Consider the following 17,380-nt stretch of genomic DNA (forward strand, 5'->3'; position numbering starts at 1 on the left):
TTGCTGAGGCTAAGGCAGGTAAGATCGAGTACCGTCTCGACAAGACCAACATCATCCACTGCCCCATCGGTAAGGTTTCCTTCGGCGCTGAGAAGCTGGGCGAGAACTTTGAGACTCTTCTCGAGGCTATCGTTAAGGCTAAGCCCGCTGCTGCAAAGGGTACTTACATCAAGTCCTGCACAGTTGCTTCCACTATGGGCGTTGGTATCCCCGTTTCCACTACAAAGTACGGTGTTTGATAACTGATACTGATAGATTTAAAAGGACGGTTCATCTGAGCCGTCCTTTTTTGCGGGTGACGACCCGCGGCGCTCTCGCTTAGATATTTCTCGCGTATTATTTCATTTGCGGCACGGTAACTTATACTAATAACCAATTAACCTATGGACAAAATACGGCGGCTATAATACGCCAACTCTGCGTCAAACTCCCTTGCCGGGCGACAGCCCGCCTGCGGTCGTTTTCCTTGATTTGTCGTATTCTATCCACCGTCTTTATCCATAGAACAATTGGTTATTAGTATTATATCGGGCTGAAAGAGAAAAAATGTCTCCCTCTGCCGCAGGCGGAGTGAGACATTTTTATTATTTACGTGATTTGATGTAGCTGTCAATAAGGTCTGCGGCAGCTTCAAAGGGCAGCCTGTCGCTTTGTATGCACAGCTCATAGCTGTCGGAGGAGCCCCATTTTGTCTCGGCATGGTAATTGTGATAGGAGGCTCTTGCCTTGTCAACTCGTGCAAGCTTTGCGTATGCGTCCTTTTCGGAACAGCCGTCCATCTCCATCACTCTTGCGGCTCTGAATTCCTTTGAGGCGGTGATGAACACGCTTACCACATCGTAATCGTCCTTGAGGATATAATCGGCGCAGCGTCCCACGATAACGCAGGGACCCTTGGCGGCTGCGGCTCTTACGGCGTTTATCTGCGCCTCGTATGCCACCAGCTCAATGGGCTTTCCCATATAAAAGCCGCCCTGCTGAGCGTTCATTACAAGGGAATACAGCAGGCTGGCGGTGGGAGTTTCCTCGAAATTTTCCATAAATTTGTCGCACAGTCCGCTCTGCTTTGCGGCTTCGGTGATAAGCTCCTTGTCGTAAAAGGGCAGTCCCAGCTTCTGGGCAAGGGTTTTTCCTATTATCCTGCCGCCGCTTCCGCAGCGTCTGCCGATGGTGATTATCTGTGTTTTTTCCATATGATATGCCTCCTCCCCGAAAGGTAAAACGGGTCTTACTATTTTGATTATAGCATATTATTTCGGAAAAATCAATAAGAAAAAGATAATTTTGCTTTGATTTTTGTTGCTATTATACATACAGGCGGCTATTTCCTTTTAATGGTAATGTTCCCCAGAGAAAATCCCGATGAATCGGAGGTGTTGTAGGTGACGTGAGAGCGGCTGCGGAATGCCTGCATTTTTTCTCCATCGCTCATATACCGCATTATTTCGGCGGTGTTTCGTGCATCGGCAAGGGCGCCGTGCTCGGTGCCGTCAAAGTAGATGTTAAGCGTTCCCAGAGCGTTTGTGAGACCCATTGACTTGAAAAAGCCCATCTGCCGCTGATATATCCGCTGCAGGTCTATCCAGCGGACGAAAAACATATCATAGCTTTCGTCTTCGGGGCATTTGTAGTCTATCTCGTCAAGCATTACGTTCATATCCGTAAGGCTCCAGGAATAAAAGGAGCAGGGCTCGTCTCCTATCCAGTCCATAAAGCTGTGCATTACCTCGTCAAAGCCCCCGCAGGGCATAAGCCGGTCGTTTGTGATGCCCGTAAGGCTTGATATCTTGTCCTCGACCGTATTGAACTCGGGCTTGATGTATTCGTCAAAGGAGCTTATCTCCCGAAGGTCATCATCAAGCTTTACGGCGCCTATCTCGATTATTTCGTGGCGCATTTTTTCCCGTATCTCGGGAACTCTGACGGGGTTAAATTCCAGATCAAGTATAATTTTGCTGTGATTTTTCGGCACTTATCTCATCTCTTTTCTGTGGTTTATCCGAAAGCAGGCTGTCAAGTTTTTCCTTGAAAAGCTTTGTGAAAAATTTAACGCATACCCCCGTGAATAGAGCCGCTATCACCGTGCCCTCTCTCAGTCCCACTATCTTGAGATCAAACAGAAGCAGAGACAGCACTGCCGCAAATGTCACGTTGGATATGTCGAAAATTATCTTCACGTTTCCGAAATCCTTTCGCGAAACGTCCGAAACTGCCTTCACAAATGCCTCTCCCGAGTTCATTATGACGTTTGCCGCAACCGAGAGGGATATGCCGAAGCCCAGTATCACCGTACCGCAGACTACAGCCCCCAGCCTTGAGATGTATCCCGACACGGGGAGCAGGCGGGCAATGCACATTCCTATATCCGTGAACCACCCGAACAGGAAGGACAAGGGCACCTGCAAAAGCTGTATGAGCTTGAAATTTTTCCTGAGAAGGGCTATCTGTCCTGCTATAAGGATACAGTTCCAGACAATGAGCCAGCTGCCCAGGGACAGGACGGTAAACCTCATACTCATTACGTTGGGCGCAGAGGATATGGGGGACACTCCCAGCTCTCCTCTTTTGGTAACGGCGACCCCCAGCGCCGAGATGAACAGGCTTATCACAAACAGGGCATAACGCCTTATTAGCTCCCTGCGGCTCATTTTTTCTTCCATAAAAACCTCGCAAAAAGGGCGGACAGAAAAAACTGACCGCCCGTTATATCATTTTGTATTGGTGAACTTCCATCTGAATGTGGATATGCGCTGAGCCTTGGTATTATCGTAGGAAATGTTGCTGCAGGCAATGCTCAGGTCGTTGTATCGGTAATCGGTTTTCGCTGCCTTGGAGCCAAACAATGCGGCAGCGCCCTTAACTGCGTCCGAACCGTAATTCCGGGACATTACTGCGCCGATCTTATGGTCATTGCGGAGAGTTTCCACGATCTCCTTTGCCTGTATGGGCTTGGAGTCGCAGACGTTATATACTCCCGGATAGGAGATACCCGCAGGGCAGGTAAGTATGCCGTTTATGAAATCAACGATATTGTAAAGGCAGGTAAATGTATAGCCGTAGTCGCCGTAGCCGTAGACAAATGCACAGCCGTCCTTGGGGTCATATATCTTAGCCTTGAGATTATCGGTGAAATCCTTTGTATATATAGGGCAGACGCGCATTATTACGCCCTTGACGGAAGACTTCTTCAAAGCGGCTGCAAGCGCCTTTTCGGAGTCTGCCTTTAGCTTTGCGTATATGGTGGAGGGCTTCTCCGTCATAGACTCTCTTATAGGCTCTCTTGTTTTCTGAGGAGCGTAAATCTGGTGGGTGCTCATCACTATGATATCCGATACGTTGGCGGTAACTGCCGCTTTGTACAGATATTTATCCACAGCGGCGCTTTCTTTTTCCTCATCGGAGGAAAGCACTGACGGGAAATCGTTGTCAACGGTACAAGCCAGATGTACCAGAACGTCCACCTTGCTGCCGTTTAATATCCCTGTTATTTTATCCTTATCGGTAACGGGACATTGGATATAGCTGAGATTATCATTTCCGCCGAAAGGATCGGGAGCTTTATCCGTTGCTATTACGTTATAACCTTTGGACAGCAGCATTTCCACAACTGCTTTGCCGATCATACCTGCGGCGCCGGTTACAAGTATAGTTTTCATCAAAATTCTCCTTTCCGACGCGTTTTTTTGAAGCAGGCAAATGTGCATACTTCGATACTTATAATAATTATACCATATCCTCAAAAAAAATCAATAGTTTTTTTCATTTCATTTATTAAATTTATACTAACAGAGTGATAATGCATTTGCGCGATCTTTCAGCATCTGCCGTAATGCATTTTTTAAGTTATCCGAAATATTGCTTTTATTTTCGGAATATTTCATCAAAAAAACAATTGACATTTTGTAAAAAATGTTATAAAATAAAATATGTAATGCTTTTCTGCCATTTAATTTCTGGGGATAGTCTTTTGGCGGGGGCATTAAGCGTGATATCAGAAAGGAAAGATATTTGATGAATAAGCTTTTTAAAGCTCTGACAGCTTCGGCGGCAGGCTTGTTTGCGGCGGCGGCTTTGTCCATCACCGTTTGTGCGGAGGATTACGTCTTCGACATTGCCGAGCCTGTACAGTCAAACGGCTCCTGGGGGCAGTCGTTTACCTATTACACCTGCAACGACCAGGGTCACCCCGGCAATTTTGACGCCACATGGATGACCTCGGAGTCGGAGGTGATCGTGGAATATACATACGAGGGCGACAGCTCCTCGAGGGCGCCTCTGGAGCTTATCTGGCAGACCTGGGACGGTCCTATTGAGCCTGACCCCGATGTTAAGAGCACTTGGAACAAGATCTCGCCTTACGAATACGATGAGACCACTGCGAAATTCTCCTTTGAGGATATTGCGGCTGCGTACGGCACGGAGAATTTCGAAACTGTTTATGCCATAAACGTCGGCGACACGGGCGTTAAGCTTACCGTTACGGGAGTTACCATCACAAACTGCAATATAACCGAGGATGAGCCTGAGACGGAAGCAGAGACTGAGGAAGAGACCGAGGCAGAGACCGAGGAGGAAGCTGAGGAGGAGACTGAGGAGGCTGAGGAAGATACCGAAGCCGAGACCGAGGAGGAAGCTGCCGAAGCCGAGACCGAGGAGTCTGAGACGGAAAAAGTGACCGAGAAGGAAACCGAAGCCACGACTACCGTCAAGGAGACAGAAGCTCCCGAGACCGAAGCGGTCACAACCGAGGCAACCACAAACATTGCCGACAATGCACCCAAGGAGGGCGGCGGCGGAGCGGTCGCTTTAACGGTGATAATCATTGTTGTCGTTGTTGCGGCAATTGCTGTGGGCGTTTACTTCATGATAAAAAATAATAAGGGCAAGTATTATTGATACTGCCCCTGCAAAAACAAGACCCGTTCTCAACCGCGAGAACGGGTCTTGCTTTTTTATTCGCTGTCCGTTTCCTTTGTGAGACGGACTCTTTTTTTCTTGAACTCCTGTCTGAGCTGGCGGGGAAGGAAAAGCTCCATGCCGTCGAGTATTTTTTCATTGGGTGTGAAAATAAGGCGGACATTGCCTTCGCTCTTATGGACGAAATCCGCATAGTAATCCTCTCCCGAGCCGCTTGAGGCGAGAACGGTGGTGCCGTCAAAGTCGGGTGCTTCGCTTAATAGTCCGAAGGAGGTGAAATCGGCTATGGAAGCGCTTACGAGACGCTTTCTCTTTCGCTTGCCGATTATCTTGTCGATGTCGAAATCGCCGTTTGTGAGGATATACTCGTATTCGGCATCAATGCCTGTCATAAGGTAATATGCCCCGTAGAATATGCCTGCGATGAGAAACAGGCTTATGGGGAAGAATATAAACCAGAACGCCCCTGCCGCAAGAACTGCGGTGCCAAGCCCTATAAGCACTCGTTTCACCGTATCGCCCCCTGTGGGCGCCTTGCTTACGAGATATTCTGCATAAAAATCATTGTTCATTTTTTTACGTTCCTTTCAGATGATTTGCCCCTTAAATTTAATTATAGCACATTCATCGGGGCTTTTCAAGCGGAATTTGAAAATAGTGATGGGGCGGCTTTTTTTGACATTACTATGCTTGACTTATGCGCATAAATATGCTATAATAACAGCATAATAATCAGATCCTGTCTTCACAAGCATATACGCACGTCTTTTCGGAAAATTTTGCCTTAGACAAAATTATGCTCGAAAATCCGCACACATTTCTTGTGAAGACAGGTTTTCAAATCAGAAAGGGGATATATTATGCCTGCTATCCGTCCTATTACCGAGCTGCGTAATACAAGCGCCATTTCCGAGCTTTGCCACAGGCTCAACGAACCTGTTTTTATTACCAAAAACGGCTGTGAAGATCTGGTTATCATGAGCAGCGAGGCTTACGATAGGAGCCTTTCGGCTGTGAATGCCGCCGAGATATGTCGTGAGCTTCTTTTTTCAATGCGTGAGCTGAGCGAGAGCAAGGGGATCGACGGTATGGAAGTCCTTGAGGAGATGAGGAAGAAATATAATTATGATGTATAGTATTATTTTTGCTCCTCAGTTTAAAAGTGACCTTGAGGAGACCTTTGGATACATCAGCAGTTCTCTCGCTTCTCCGCAGGCGGCAAAAAAGCTGATGGCGGAAATTGACTCAAGCATTGTAAGGACTGCCGATGAACCGTATCTATATCCGCTTTGCCCCGAGCCGTTGAACATTCTCGGACTGAGAAAGATAGTTATAAAGAATTACATAGCGGTTTACTATGTTGATGAAAACAAAAAGTCGGTGAATTTTTTAAGGCTGTTTTACGGCAGACAGAATTATCTTACGTTTTTTAAATAATACTAACTATGGACAAAATACGGCGGCTATAATACGCCAACTCTGCGTCAAACTCCCTTGCCGGTGTCAAGCTTCGCTTGACATATGCCTGCGGTCGTTTTCCTTGATTTGTCGTATTCTATCCACCGTCTTTATACATAGAACAATTGCTATAGTATAATTTTACTCGCTGCTTGAAAGGGCGGCGTTTTTTTATCGATTTGAAAAAATGTTCCGAAAAGCACTTGACAAATCGGTACAAATGTGCTATAATATATACAAAGAAAAACCCGAAAGCTTTTTACTTTCGGGCAGGCTTTTCTTTTCGGGGGGCTTATCACTGATTGTCCTCGATGTACTTAACGATATCGCCCACAGTCTTGATATCCTTAACTGCTTCATCGGGGATCTCTACATCGAACTCTTCCTCGAGGGACATTACCAGGTCAACAACGTCCAGAGAATCTGCACCCAGATCGTCCTGAATGTTTGCCTCTGCTACTACCTTCTCAGCGTCAACGTCGAGCTGATCTGCGATGAGCTCCTTTACCTTATCAAATACCATTTGATTTTCCTCCTTGTGATTGTGTATAATAAAGACTATTGTCCTTACTTTGTGGTTATTATCGGCGGTTTATTCCTCCGGGGATATATTTTCCGCGAACACGCCGATTTTTCTAAATTTATTATATCGTTCATTCAGCAAAACGTCAATATCTTTTTTCATTTTACTGTTCAGCGATTTTACCAAAAAATCAGAGATATTTTCGGCAGCCGCTTCGGGATCGTTATGCGCGCCCCCCTCAGGCTCGGGAATTATGGCTTCTGCAATGCCTAAGCTTACGGCGTCCTCGGCGGTCACACGCATTATATTGCAGGCTTCACGCTCCTTTGATGCGTCCTTCCACAGAATGGATGCAAAGCCTCTTGGTGAAATTACCGAATAAATTGAGTTCTCAAGCATTGCAAGCTCGTCGCACACACCCAGGGCAAGTGCGCCGCCGCTGCCGCCTTCGCCTAAGACCACCGATATGACAGGAGTTTTTAAGACCATAAACTCCGCAAGATTTCTGGCGATGGCTTCGCCCTGTCCTCTTTTTTCAGCCGCCACTCCGCAGAATGCGCCGGGCGTATCTATAAAGCATATTACGGGGCGGTGGAATTTCTCCGCCTGTCGGGCAAGTCTCAAAGCCTTGCGGTAGCCCTCGGGGTGGGGCATTGCAAAGTTTGATGCCTTGTTCTCAAAGATATCCCTGCCCTTGACCTCGGCTATGACCGTTACGGGGATATTGCCCAGTCTGCCTATCCCGCCGAGTATGGCTCCGTCGTCGCCGAAAAGACGGTCGCCGTGAAGCTCGAAGAAGTCGTTGAAGATAAGGGGGAGATAGTCCCTGATAGTGGGGCGCTTCTTGTTCCTGATTATCTCAAGGCGCTCATAGGGCGTGATGCCGGTTGCGATATTTTCCTCAGACACGGATATCCACCTCCTTATAGGGCTTATGGAGACGGATAAGGTGGGCTATAGTGCGGCGGAGATTTTTCCGCTCCACTATCATATCCGCAAATCCGTTTTCAAGCGTAAATTCCGCAGACTGGAAGTCCTCGGGGAGCCTTTGCTTGATGGTTCCCTCGATGACACGTCTGCCTGCAAAGCCCACAAGCACCTTGGGCTCGGCGATTATGATATCGCCAAGGGAGGCAAAGGACGCTGTTACGCCGCCTGTGGTGGGGTCGGTGAGGACGGTTATGTAAAGTCCTCCCGCCTGGGAAAGCTTGGCTGCTGCGCCGCCGGTTTTCGCCATCTGCATAAGGGAGACAAGTCCCTCCTGCATTCTGGCTCCTCCCGACGCGGTGAAAAGCACCAGCGGGAGCTTCTTTTCTGCGGCTGCTTCAAAGGCTCTTGTGACCTTCTCGCCTACCACGCTGCCCATTGACGCCATCATAAAGTGGGAGTCCATTACGCCGATGATACAGCGCTCCCCCTTGATGGTACATTCGCCTGTGACAATGGCTTCGGTAAGTCCCGTCTTTTCCCTGAGACCTGCGATCTTTTCCTCGTAGTCGGGGAAATCTATGGGATTAAGGCTTGTCATATCCTTGTCGTACTCAACGAAGCTGCCCTTATCCACGGTTATGGAAAGGCGTTCCCTGGCGCTTATCCTGCTGTGATAGCCGCAGGAGGGGCATACCCATTTGTTGTCCTCAAGCTCGTCGGCTGTGCAGCTCTCGGAGCAGCGGGGGCATTTGAACTGCTTCTCGGCAGGGGTATCGGGTGCTTTTTCGCTGTCGTCCACGTTAAAGCGGGCGGTGACGACCTTGAACAGATCCTCTAACAATCTTTTCGCCTCAATTCATTTGCTTATTTTCTCTTGACAGCTTTCTGCCCAGATAGCCGATATCGTATGTTCCGCTTTCAAATACGCTGTCTCTTATCAGGGAGAGCTGGAAATCTATGTTGGTATCCACTCCCTCTACGATGAACTCCGCCAGCGCCCATTTCATCTTGGCGATGGCTTCCTCTCTTGTGGGAGCGTGGACTATGAGCTTGGCTATCATACTGTCATAGTAGGGGGGGATGGTGTAGCCCTGATATACGGAGCTGTCCACACGTATGCCGGGACCTCCGGGAATGTGAAGGGCGGTTATCTGTCCGGGACTCGGACGGAAGTTATAATCGGGGTTTTCCGCATTTATACGGCACTCGATGGAATGTCCTGTGAGAGAAATATCCTTCTGGGTGAAGGGAAGTCTCTCACCATAGGCTATCTTTATCTGGTGCTTTACTAGGTCTATGCCTGTTACGGCTTCGGTTATGGGGTGCTCCACCTGGATACGGGTGTTCATTTCCATAAAATAGAAGCGTCTTCCCGAGTCTACCAGGAACTCGATGGTGCCTGCGTTGGTGTAGCCGCATACTCTTGCCGCTGTGACCGCTGCACGTCCCATTTTTTCGCGAAGCTCGGGGGTCATAATGGGGGAGGGGGTCTCCTCCAATACCTTCTGATTTCTCCTTTGCATCGAGCAGTCGCGCTCGCCTAAGTACACGGTATTTCCGAATTTATCCGCCAGTATCTGCACTTCGATATGCTTGGGATTTACGATAAATTTCTCCATATAGACGCTGTCGTCTCCGAAGAAATTCTTCGCCTCCTGCTTTGCGGCGATAATGGCGTCCTCAAGGTCCTCGGGGCGCTCGACCAGACGTATGCCACGTCCGCCGCCGCCTGCGGAAGCCTTTACCATAAGGGGGCAGCCTATCTCGGCGCAGAGCCTTTTGGCGGTCTCCATATCGGGCACCGCTCCGTCGGAGCCGGGAATAACGGGTACGCCTGCCGCCTTCATTGCCTTTTTGGCAGCTGCCTTATCGCCCAGCATACTGATAGACTTGGGTCGGGGGCCTATGAAAACGATATTATTTTCTTCGCACAGACGGGCAAAATCCGCATTCTCGGAGAGAAAGCCGAAGCCCGGGTGGATAGCCTCCGCTCCTGTCATCTTGCAGGCTTCGATGAGAGCTGCGGCGTTTAAATAGCTGTCCTTGGTGGCGGGAGGTCCTATGCATACGCTTTCGTCGGCGATCTGAGCGTGGAGAGCGTGCCTGTCGGCGGTGGAATAGACGGTTACGGTGTGTATCCCAAGCTCCCTGCAAGCTCTGATTATTCTGACGGCGATCTCGCCTCGGTTAGCTATAAGAACTTTTTTAAACATTTTTACTCAGAGCCTTTCGGGTTTACTTTATGGCAAAGGTTATCTCGGCGGTAACTGCTTTTTCGCCGTCAACGGTGCATATGCCCTTTCCTACGCCGATGGGTCCCTTGACCTTGATTATCTCGACTTCTATTTTAAGTCTGTCTCCGGGTACTACCTGTCTGCGGAATTTCGCTTCCTTTATGCCGCCGAAAAAGCCTATCTTGCCCTTGTTTTCGGGGAGGGTGAGCATTGCCGCGCAGCCTGCCTGAGCCATCATCTCAACCATGAGCACGCCGGGCACTACGGGATAATCGGGGAAATGTCCCTTGAACCAGAATTCCTCGGGGGTCATATTCTTATATGCCACCACCCGCTTCCCCGGCTCCAACTCCTCGATCTCGTCAATGAGGAGGAAGGGGTCGCGGTGGGGGATCATTTCCTTTATCTGTTCCTTGTTGTAAAGCATTTGCAGCGTCCTCCTTAACCGATTATCATTATAGGCTGGTCAAATTCCACAGCCTCGCCGTTTTTCACCAGAAGCTTCTTGACGGTGCCGTCAACGGGGCAGGGTATCTCGTTCATTATCTTCATTGACTCGATTATCATTACGATATCGCCCCGCTTTACCTTCTGTCCCACCTGTACGAAGGGGGGCTTGTCGGGTGCGGGTGCGGAGTAGTAGGTGCCTACTACGGGAGCCTTTACGGTCTCGCCCTCGGGAGCCTGCTCAGCGGGCTTTGTCTCAGCTTTTGCAGGGGCTGCTTCGGCTGCCTGTGCTGCCATGGGGGCAGAGATAACGGGCTGCATGGGGGGAGGGGGAGGAACGGGACGTCCCTTGATAACTATCTTTGCGCCGATATCCTCGTCCTCAAGGCGTATCTCGCCCAGGTCTTTTTCGTTTATGATGTCCGCAAGAGCGGAAATATCCTCTATTTCAAGGTCAAAGGGTAATCTGCCCATTTATTTTCAGTCCTTTCGGGTCACGCTTATTCGGCGTATTTCTTGAAGCAAAGTGTGGCGTTATGACCGCCGAAGCCTAAGTTATTGGTGAGGGCGGCGTTTACCGTCATATTTCTGTTGCCGTCGGTGCAGTTATCCAGGTCGCACTCGGGGTCGGGCACCTTGAAGCCTACAGTCTTATGCACAAGGTCATTCTTGCAGGAGAGGGCGGTGACGATCGCTTCTACTGCGCCTGCTGCTCCCAGGAGATGACCTGTCATGGACTTGGTGGAGTTGACCACAACATTCTTTGCTGCGTCGCCCAGAGCAAGCTTTATTGCGGTGGTCTCGCAGAGGTCGTTGAGGTGGGTGGAGGTGCCGTGAGCGTTGATGTAGTTTATCTCCTCGGGGGCAAGTCCTGCTTCCTCATATGCCATTTTTATTGCTGCTGCGGCTGCTTCGCCTGCAGGGTCGGGGGAGGTCATATGGAATGCGTCACAGGTAGCGCCGTAGCCTGCTATCTCGGCGTATATCTTTGCTCCTCTTGCCTTGGCGTGCTCCATTTCCTCGAGAATGAGCATTCCGCTGCCCTCGCCGAGAACAAAGCCGTTTCTTTCGGCGTCAAAGGGTATGGAACATCTCTCAAGGTCGGTGGAACGGGAGAGGGCTTTCATATTATTGAAGCCTGCAAGGGCAAATTCGTTTACGCAGGCTTCCGCTCCGCCTGCTATGCAGACATCGAGATAGCCGTCCTTGATGCGTCTGAAGGCTTCGCCCACTGCGTGGGTGGAGGAGGCGCAGGCGGTGGTGGTGCAGTAGTTTGCGCCCTTGAACTTTGTTTTCATTGAAATTGTGCCTGCTGCCATATTTGCGATCATTGCGGGGATATAGAACACGGAAACTCTTCCGGGTCCTTTTTCCATATATTTTGCATATTCCTGCATTGTGAGGTCAAGTCCGCCTATGCCTACGCCTGCGATAACGCCTGCTCTGTAGGGGTCGATATCCTCAAACTTGGTGCCTGCGTCTGCCATTGCCTCAAGTGCGGCATAGACTGCAAACTGGGTAAATCTGTCAAGCCTTTTGGCTTCCTTCTTGTCAACGTATTTCTCGATGGAAAATTCCTTTACGGGAGCGCCGATACGTACCTCGAAGTCCTCGCTTACCATATCGTCAAGAAAGCTGAAGCCAAGCTTGTTTGCCTTGATATTGCTCCAGAACTCTTCAAGGGAGTTTCCTAAGGGGGATACGACTCCCATTCCTGTAACTGCAACTCTTCTCATATATCCTATCCTTTCATAGTCGGTTTTTCGGGAAAACGGGCAGCGGCGCTGTTACATTGAAATGCCGCCGGAAATTTCGATCACCTGTCCCGTTACATAGGAGGCGTCGTCGGAGGCAAGGAAGGATACCACGCCTGCTATCTCCTCGGGCTCGCCGTAACGCTTCATTGCGATCTGGGCAAGCATTGCCGCTTTCTGCTCCTCGGTGAGCTTGTCGGTCATGGGGGTGTGGATAAAGCCCGGTGCTACGGCGTTGCAGGTAATGTTTCTTGAGCCCAGCTCCTTGGCTACGGTCTTTGTCATGCCGATGATGGCTGCCTTGGAGGCGCTGTAGTTTATCTGTCCGGGATTGCCGTAAAGTCCTGCTACGGAGGCAAGGTTGATGATATGGCCGCTTCTCTGGCGCATCATTACGTTGCCTACGAATTTGGTCATATTGAACACGCTCTTCTGGTTTACGGCGATGACCATATCGTACTGCTCCTCGGGCATTCTTGCCATAAGTCCGTCTCTGGTGATGCCTGCGTTGTTAACAAGGACGTCGATGGTGCCGAAACGCTCCTTGACTGCCTTTACCATTGCTTCGCACTGGTCGTGCTTGGAAACGTCTGCGCAGAAAATCTCCGCTTCAACGCCCATTGCCTTTACCTTGTCCACGATATCGTTGTTTTCAAACATTGTCATATTCAGGTCGTTGAATGCGATGTTCATTCCGTCCTTGGCAAGTCTCAGAGCGATGGCGGCGCCTATTCCTCTGGACGAGCCTGTGATTATTGCTGTTTTTGCCATGGTTCATTCCTCCGTAAATAGAATGTTATTATTTATATATTGACAGAAAATGGGTGTGTCAATCAGAAATCTATGCCCAGAAGCTTGCCTGCCTGCTCGGAAAGCTCGTCCATTATCTGCTTTACGGGCTTTACCTCGTTTATCATTCCTGCGATAAGTCCGCAGAGCATGGAGCCTTCGTCGGTGTTGCCGTCAACTACCGCTTTTCTCAGTGAGCCTACGGTGAGCGCCTCGAAATCCTCGGGGGGAGCGGCTTTCTTTTCCATATCCTGGAGCTGCTTTGTGTACTTGCTCTTTATGCAGCGGCAGGGGCTGCCCGAATAGAAGCCTGTGATGGCGTTGTCGGTGTCCTTTGCCTTGATAACGGCGTTTTTGTAGTTTTCGTGTATCTGACATTCGTCGGAGGCGAGGAAGCGTGTGCCTATCTGAACGCCCTCTGCGCCAAGCATAAAGGACGCGGCTATTCCTCTTCCGTCCGCAATTCCGCCTGCTGCGATGACCGGCACGCTTACTGCGTCAACTACCTGGGGAACGAGGCACATTGTGGTGTTCTGTCCGATGTGTCCGCCTGACTCGGTGCCTTCTGCGATAACTGCGTCTGCGCCGATGCGCTCAAGTCTCTTTGCAAGAGCCACGGAGGGCACTACGGGAATTACCTTGATGCCCGCTTCCTTCCATGCGGCGATGTACTGTCCGGGGTTTCCTGCGCCTGTGGTGACGAAGGACACGCCCTCTTCAATTACCAGCTTTGCAAGCTCCTCTGCGTTGGGGGACATAAGCATTATGTTTACGCCGAAGGGCTTGTCTGTAAGCTCCTTGCACTTTCTTATCTCGCTTCTGAGGTAGTCAATGGGTGCACTGCCGCCTGCGATTATGCCTGCACCGCCTGCATTGGATACTGCGGAGGCAAGCTTGCTTTCTGCTATCCATGCCATACCGCCCTGGATAATGGGTCTTTCAATTCCGAGAAGCTCGGTCACTCTGTTTTTCATATGTGATGTTCCTTTCTGAGTTTATTTCTTCTTTCCTTTAAAATGCCGTATCAGCAAAACTGCGGCGGTTATAACTCCAATAACAAGAATTATGGGCAGGAGAGATCCCGAATCGTTCATTACAGGTGCGTCTACAACGTCCGCAAATCGTGTAAAATATAGTCCGTTCATAGCGCTTCCTTTATCAATACTCGATTATTACCGAGCCGAGCGTCAGTCCTGCGCCGAAGCCTACGAGGCATACCTTCATTCCGCGTTTCAGCACGCCCTTTTCAACAGCTTCGTTGAGGGCGATGGGAATGGAGGCGCTGGAGGTGTTGCCGTGCATATCGATATTGGTGAAGAATTTATCCATTGAGACGCCCAGATTTTTTGCGGCGGTCTCGATGATCCTGATATTCGCCTGGTGGGGAATGAAAAGGTCGATATCCGAAACATCAAGGCTTATCTTGTCCGCTGCGTTCTTTGCGGCGGTGGGGAGAGCCTTGGTGGCAAATTTATATACTTCCTTGCCGTCCTGGATAAGCAGTCTGTGGTCAACGGAGGGGTCGGTCTCGTCGTCGACGGTAAAAGGCTCCTCGGCGGTGAAGGGGCTGTGGGGGTACTGGTTCTTGGCATAGAGGAACTTTGCTCCCGTGCCGTCTGCACCCAGCCAGCTTGTGAAAAGCTTGTCCGATCTTTCGAGTATCACTGCCGCTGCTCCGTCTCCGAAAAGCACGCAGGAGGAACGGTCGGCAAAGTTTGTTATATAGGAAAGGTTCTCGTTTGCACAAACAAGAACATATTTAAGGCTTTCGTCCGTTGCCAGAAAGCGGCAGGCGGTATCTACCGCATACACAAAGCCCGAGCAGGCTGCGCCAAGGTCGAAGGCTGCTGCATTTACCGCGCCTGTCTCACGCTGGATAAGGCAGGCTGCGGAGGGGGTCACAAAATCGTTGGTGATGGTGGAGGAGATTATAAGACCGATATCCTTCGGGTCTATCCCTGCTCTCTCTATCGCCTGCTTTGACGCCATCGCTCCCATATACCAGGTAGGCTCGCCGCCTGACATTCTTCTCTGGCTGATGCCTGTTCGTGTTCTGATCCACTCGTCGTTGGTCTCCACGATCTTTGCCATATCATCATTCGTTACCGCAAGCAGGGGAGCGTAGCCGCCTGTTGACACAATATTTATTCCGCTCATTTGACTTTTATCAATCCTTTCGGGGCTTTCGTCCGAAAAATCGGGAAAGTTTGATTTTCCGGGCGTTATACTATTGTAATTTACGAGAAAATATGTTATTATAATTAGTGTGGCGAATTTGTCCCCACACACAGTACAATACATTATATATTGTAATATATTTTAACGGCTCTTGTCAACTGATATTTTGGTAATTTTGAAAAAATTTACTGATGAATGTTCAAGTGGTACAAAGAATTGACCTGAAATTTGTCACTATCGGCAATTTTTATACGTAGCGTAAAATTATATTATAATAATACTTATTGTGATATCAATTAAAATTTTCGGAGGTTTTGCAGATGACAGCGGAAAAAACAGTATTTTTATTTTCGGGACAGGGTTCTCAGTATGCGGGTATGGGCGTTTCTCTGGTTGAGAAATACCCCGAGCTTAAAGGCATTTTTGACGAGGCAAGCGAGATCTTAGGCTTTGACCTTTTTGACAAGTGCGCAAATGCTCCCGAGGAGGAGCTTGGCAAGACGGTGATCTCCCAGCCTGCTATCATGGCGGTGTCCCTCTGTGCTGCCGAGGCTCTTAAATTAAACGGCATTACCGCTTCTGCGGCGGCGGGCCATTCGCTGGGTGAGTATGCGGCTATGGTATACACGGGAATGGTCTCCCGCGCCGACGGCTTCAGGCTCATCAAGGCGAGAAGCGAGGCTATGCAGAAGGCTGCTGAGGCTAACAAGGGCGCTATGTACGCCATCATCGGCAAGAGCGTTGAGGAGATAGAAAAGGTATGTTCCGAGACTGAGGGCTATGTTCTTCCCGTTAACTACAACTCCTCCGTTCAGACGGTAATTGCGGGAGAAGAGGAGGCTGCAAAGGCGGCTGCGGACGCTCTGGCGGCTATGGGCGCAAGGGCTGTTAAGCTGAACGTTGCTTCCGCATTCCACTCTAAGCTTATGCAGAGCGCGGCTGACGAGTTCAAGCCTGCGGCGGAGAAGATAGTTTTCTCCGAGCCGAAAATAAAGATGTTCTCCAATATTACCGGAAAGGTGCTTGAGGATATTTCCGATATGCCGGAGAGACTTGCTAAGCACATTGTTTCTCCCGTGAGATTTACGGACGAGCTTGCAGCACTCAGCGAGATGGGTTATGATACCTTTATCGAGTGCGGTCCCAACAAGGTGCTGGCGGGTCTTGTGAAGAAAACTCTCAAGGGCGTTGATATTTATAATGTGCAGGACGCTGAGAGCCTGGCGAAAATTTTAGGTTAAATACCATATATAGAAAAAATTTACAGCTATACTATTATATATAGTATTTCATTGAAAGGAATGAAAAATATGAAGCATTACGGTCTGCTGGGATTTCCTTTGAAGCACACCATGTCGCCCCCCATTCATCAGAGGCTTTTTGAGCTTGAGGGCGTTTCCGATTTTGATTACACTTTAAAGGAATACTCTCCCGAGGAGCTTGAGGGCAAAATTTCCGACGTTCTGGCACTTGACGGCTTTAACATCACCATTCCCCACAAGGTGGAGATAATCAAGTATATTGACGAGCTTGCTGACTCTGCGAAGAGATATGATTCCGTTAACTGTGTTGTGAAAAAGGACGGAAAATACATCGGCTACAACACCGACTGCGACGGCTTCCTGCGCTCCCTTGAGGCGGCGGGGGCAAGGCTTGACGGAAAGGTGCTCCAGTGCGGCTGCGGCGGCGTGGGCAGAATGATAGCTATTGAGGCTGTGCGGCATGGGGCTGAGCTTACTGTGTCCGTTCCCGAGGGCTTTGAGGACACGGTGGGGCCTGTTAAGGAATATGCAAGGGCTAACGGCTTTTCCGATGATATCAAGGTAGTCCACCCCAATGAGATAAGCGGTAAGTTTGATCTGCTCATAAACGCTTCACCTGTGGGAATGTTCCCCAAGGTGGAGAATTGTCCCGTTTCGGAGGAGGTCATCAAGGGCTGCGGCTTTGTTTTCGATGTTATCTATAATCCCGAGCGGACAAAGCTTATGCAGACTGCCGAAAGCTATGGCATAAAGACCTGCGGCGGCATGGCTATGCTGGTATGGCAGGCAGTTGTTGCTCATGAGATATGGAGCGGCGCAAAATACAACGACAGCGATATTGCAAGGCTTATTTCCGATATGCATAAGCTGATGGCGGAAAAGGAATGA

The 17,380-nt window shown here is 49.6% G+C and carries 21 protein-coding genes and 1 pseudogene; 6 read left to right on the top strand and 16 right to left on the bottom strand.

Features of this window, described 5'->3' with window-relative positions:
* Positions 1 to 239, top strand: a pseudogene (locus ACI4J0_RS03640) (50S ribosomal protein L1); the annotation flags it as partial.
* Positions 240 to 584: 345 nt separating this feature from the next.
* Here ACI4J0_RS03640 and ACI4J0_RS03645 read toward each other — a convergent pair.
* From ACI4J0_RS03645 to ACI4J0_RS03660, 4 genes are all read right to left on the bottom strand, one after another.
* Positions 585 to 1,193, bottom strand: a complete 609-nt coding sequence (locus tag ACI4J0_RS03645; RefSeq protein ID WP_439764458.1) for an AAA family ATPase — start codon at positions 1,191 to 1,193, stop codon at positions 585 to 587.
* A gap of 128 nt (positions 1,194 to 1,321) precedes the next feature.
* Positions 1,322 to 1,972: an exonuclease domain-containing protein gene (locus tag ACI4J0_RS03650; RefSeq protein ID WP_439764459.1), complete on the bottom strand. Its 651-nt coding sequence runs from the start codon at positions 1,970 to 1,972 to the stop codon at positions 1,322 to 1,324.
* Positions 1,941 to 2,660 (bottom strand): YczE/YyaS/YitT family protein, encoded by a 720-nt coding sequence (locus tag ACI4J0_RS03655; protein WP_439764460.1) that lies wholly within the window; start codon positions 2,658 to 2,660, stop codon positions 1,941 to 1,943. The genes ACI4J0_RS03650 and ACI4J0_RS03655 overlap by 32 nt, the downstream gene beginning before the upstream one ends.
* A gap of 48 nt (positions 2,661 to 2,708) precedes the next feature.
* Entirely contained in the window at positions 2,709 to 3,656 is a 948-nt protein-coding gene (locus ACI4J0_RS03660; protein WP_439764461.1) for an NAD-dependent epimerase/dehydratase family protein, read from the bottom strand.
* 355 nt (positions 3,657 to 4,011) lie between these two features.
* On the opposite strand from ACI4J0_RS03660, the gene ACI4J0_RS03665 reads away from it, so the two are divergent.
* Positions 4,012 to 4,896: a hypothetical protein gene (locus tag ACI4J0_RS03665; protein ID WP_439764462.1), complete on the top strand. Its 885-nt coding sequence runs from the start codon at positions 4,012 to 4,014 to the stop codon at positions 4,894 to 4,896.
* A 56-nt stretch (positions 4,897 to 4,952) separates the two neighbouring features.
* Here the strand turns inward: ACI4J0_RS03665 and ACI4J0_RS03670 are convergent, their stop codons facing one another.
* Positions 4,953 to 5,489, bottom strand: a complete 537-nt coding sequence (locus ACI4J0_RS03670) for a hypothetical protein (protein WP_439764463.1) — start codon at positions 5,487 to 5,489, stop codon at positions 4,953 to 4,955.
* A 288-nt stretch (positions 5,490 to 5,777) separates the two neighbouring features.
* Here ACI4J0_RS03670 and ACI4J0_RS03675 point away from each other — a divergent pair, with 288 nt between their 5' ends.
* Entirely contained in the window at positions 5,778 to 6,053 is a 276-nt protein-coding gene (locus tag ACI4J0_RS03675) for a type II toxin-antitoxin system Phd/YefM family antitoxin (RefSeq protein WP_439764464.1), read from the top strand.
* Complete coding sequence (locus tag ACI4J0_RS03680; protein WP_439764465.1) at positions 6,043 to 6,354, top strand: type II toxin-antitoxin system RelE/ParE family toxin; 312 nt, start codon at positions 6,043 to 6,045, stop codon at positions 6,352 to 6,354. The genes ACI4J0_RS03675 and ACI4J0_RS03680 overlap by 11 nt, the downstream gene beginning before the upstream one ends.
* Positions 6,355 to 6,670: 316 nt before the next feature.
* Here the strand turns inward: ACI4J0_RS03680 and ACI4J0_RS03685 are convergent, their stop codons facing one another.
* From ACI4J0_RS03685 to ACI4J0_RS03735, 11 genes are all read right to left on the bottom strand, one after another.
* Complete coding sequence (locus ACI4J0_RS03685) at positions 6,671 to 6,898, bottom strand: acyl carrier protein (RefSeq protein WP_432650823.1); 228 nt, start codon at positions 6,896 to 6,898, stop codon at positions 6,671 to 6,673.
* A 69-nt stretch (positions 6,899 to 6,967) separates the two neighbouring features.
* Positions 6,968 to 7,807 carry an acetyl-CoA carboxylase carboxyltransferase subunit alpha gene (locus ACI4J0_RS03690; RefSeq protein WP_439764467.1) on the bottom strand — a complete coding sequence of 280 codons (840 nt, stop codon included), beginning with the start codon at positions 7,805 to 7,807 and terminating at the stop codon, positions 6,968 to 6,970.
* Complete coding sequence (gene accD, locus ACI4J0_RS03695; RefSeq protein ID WP_439764468.1) at positions 7,800 to 8,669, bottom strand: acetyl-CoA carboxylase, carboxyltransferase subunit beta; 870 nt, start codon at positions 8,667 to 8,669, stop codon at positions 7,800 to 7,802. The genes ACI4J0_RS03690 and accD overlap by 8 nt, the downstream gene beginning before the upstream one ends.
* A gap of 10 nt (positions 8,670 to 8,679) precedes the next feature.
* Positions 8,680 to 10,041 carry an acetyl-CoA carboxylase biotin carboxylase subunit gene (locus tag ACI4J0_RS03700; protein ID WP_439764469.1) on the bottom strand — a complete coding sequence of 454 codons (1,362 nt, stop codon included), beginning with the start codon at positions 10,039 to 10,041 and terminating at the stop codon, positions 8,680 to 8,682.
* A 22-nt stretch (positions 10,042 to 10,063) separates the two neighbouring features.
* Positions 10,064 to 10,489, bottom strand: coding sequence for a 3-hydroxyacyl-ACP dehydratase FabZ (gene fabZ / locus ACI4J0_RS03705; RefSeq protein WP_439764470.1), 426 nt, complete (start codon positions 10,487 to 10,489; stop codon positions 10,064 to 10,066).
* 14 nt (positions 10,490 to 10,503) lie between these two features.
* The gene (accB, locus tag ACI4J0_RS03710) at positions 10,504 to 10,983 is read right to left on the bottom strand and encodes an acetyl-CoA carboxylase biotin carboxyl carrier protein (protein ID WP_439764471.1); all 480 of its coding nucleotides are present in this window, start codon (positions 10,981 to 10,983) and stop codon (positions 10,504 to 10,506) included.
* A 26-nt stretch (positions 10,984 to 11,009) separates the two neighbouring features.
* The gene (gene fabF / locus ACI4J0_RS03715) at positions 11,010 to 12,245 is read right to left on the bottom strand and encodes a beta-ketoacyl-ACP synthase II (protein ID WP_439764472.1); all 1,236 of its coding nucleotides are present in this window, start codon (positions 12,243 to 12,245) and stop codon (positions 11,010 to 11,012) included.
* 51 nt (positions 12,246 to 12,296) lie between these two features.
* A complete protein-coding gene (gene fabG / locus ACI4J0_RS03720; RefSeq protein WP_439764473.1) occupies positions 12,297 to 13,034 on the bottom strand; it encodes a 3-oxoacyl-[acyl-carrier-protein] reductase in 738 nt (245 codons plus the stop codon).
* Between the two features lie 62 nt (positions 13,035 to 13,096).
* A complete protein-coding gene (gene fabK / locus ACI4J0_RS03725) occupies positions 13,097 to 14,026 on the bottom strand; it encodes an enoyl-[acyl-carrier-protein] reductase FabK (RefSeq protein WP_439764474.1) in 930 nt (309 codons plus the stop codon).
* Positions 14,027 to 14,047: 21 nt separating this feature from the next.
* Positions 14,048 to 14,197: a hypothetical protein gene (locus ACI4J0_RS03730; RefSeq protein WP_439764475.1), complete on the bottom strand. Its 150-nt coding sequence runs from the start codon at positions 14,195 to 14,197 to the stop codon at positions 14,048 to 14,050.
* 13 nt (positions 14,198 to 14,210) lie between these two features.
* Entirely contained in the window at positions 14,211 to 15,209 is a 999-nt protein-coding gene (locus ACI4J0_RS03735) for a beta-ketoacyl-ACP synthase III (protein WP_439764476.1), read from the bottom strand.
* 341 nt (positions 15,210 to 15,550) lie between these two features.
* Between ACI4J0_RS03735 and fabD the strand changes: the two genes are divergently transcribed.
* Both fabD and ACI4J0_RS03745 read left to right on the top strand, forming a co-directional pair.
* Positions 15,551 to 16,471, top strand: coding sequence for an ACP S-malonyltransferase (fabD, locus tag ACI4J0_RS03740; protein WP_439764477.1), 921 nt, complete (start codon positions 15,551 to 15,553; stop codon positions 16,469 to 16,471).
* A gap of 60 nt (positions 16,472 to 16,531) precedes the next feature.
* Positions 16,532 to 17,380 (top strand): shikimate dehydrogenase family protein, encoded by an 849-nt coding sequence (locus ACI4J0_RS03745; protein WP_439764478.1) that lies wholly within the window; start codon positions 16,532 to 16,534, stop codon positions 17,378 to 17,380.

Source organism: Huintestinicola sp. (genome assembly GCF_051882455.1).
Classification (GTDB): Bacteria; Bacillota; Clostridia; order Oscillospirales; family Ruminococcaceae; genus Huintestinicola.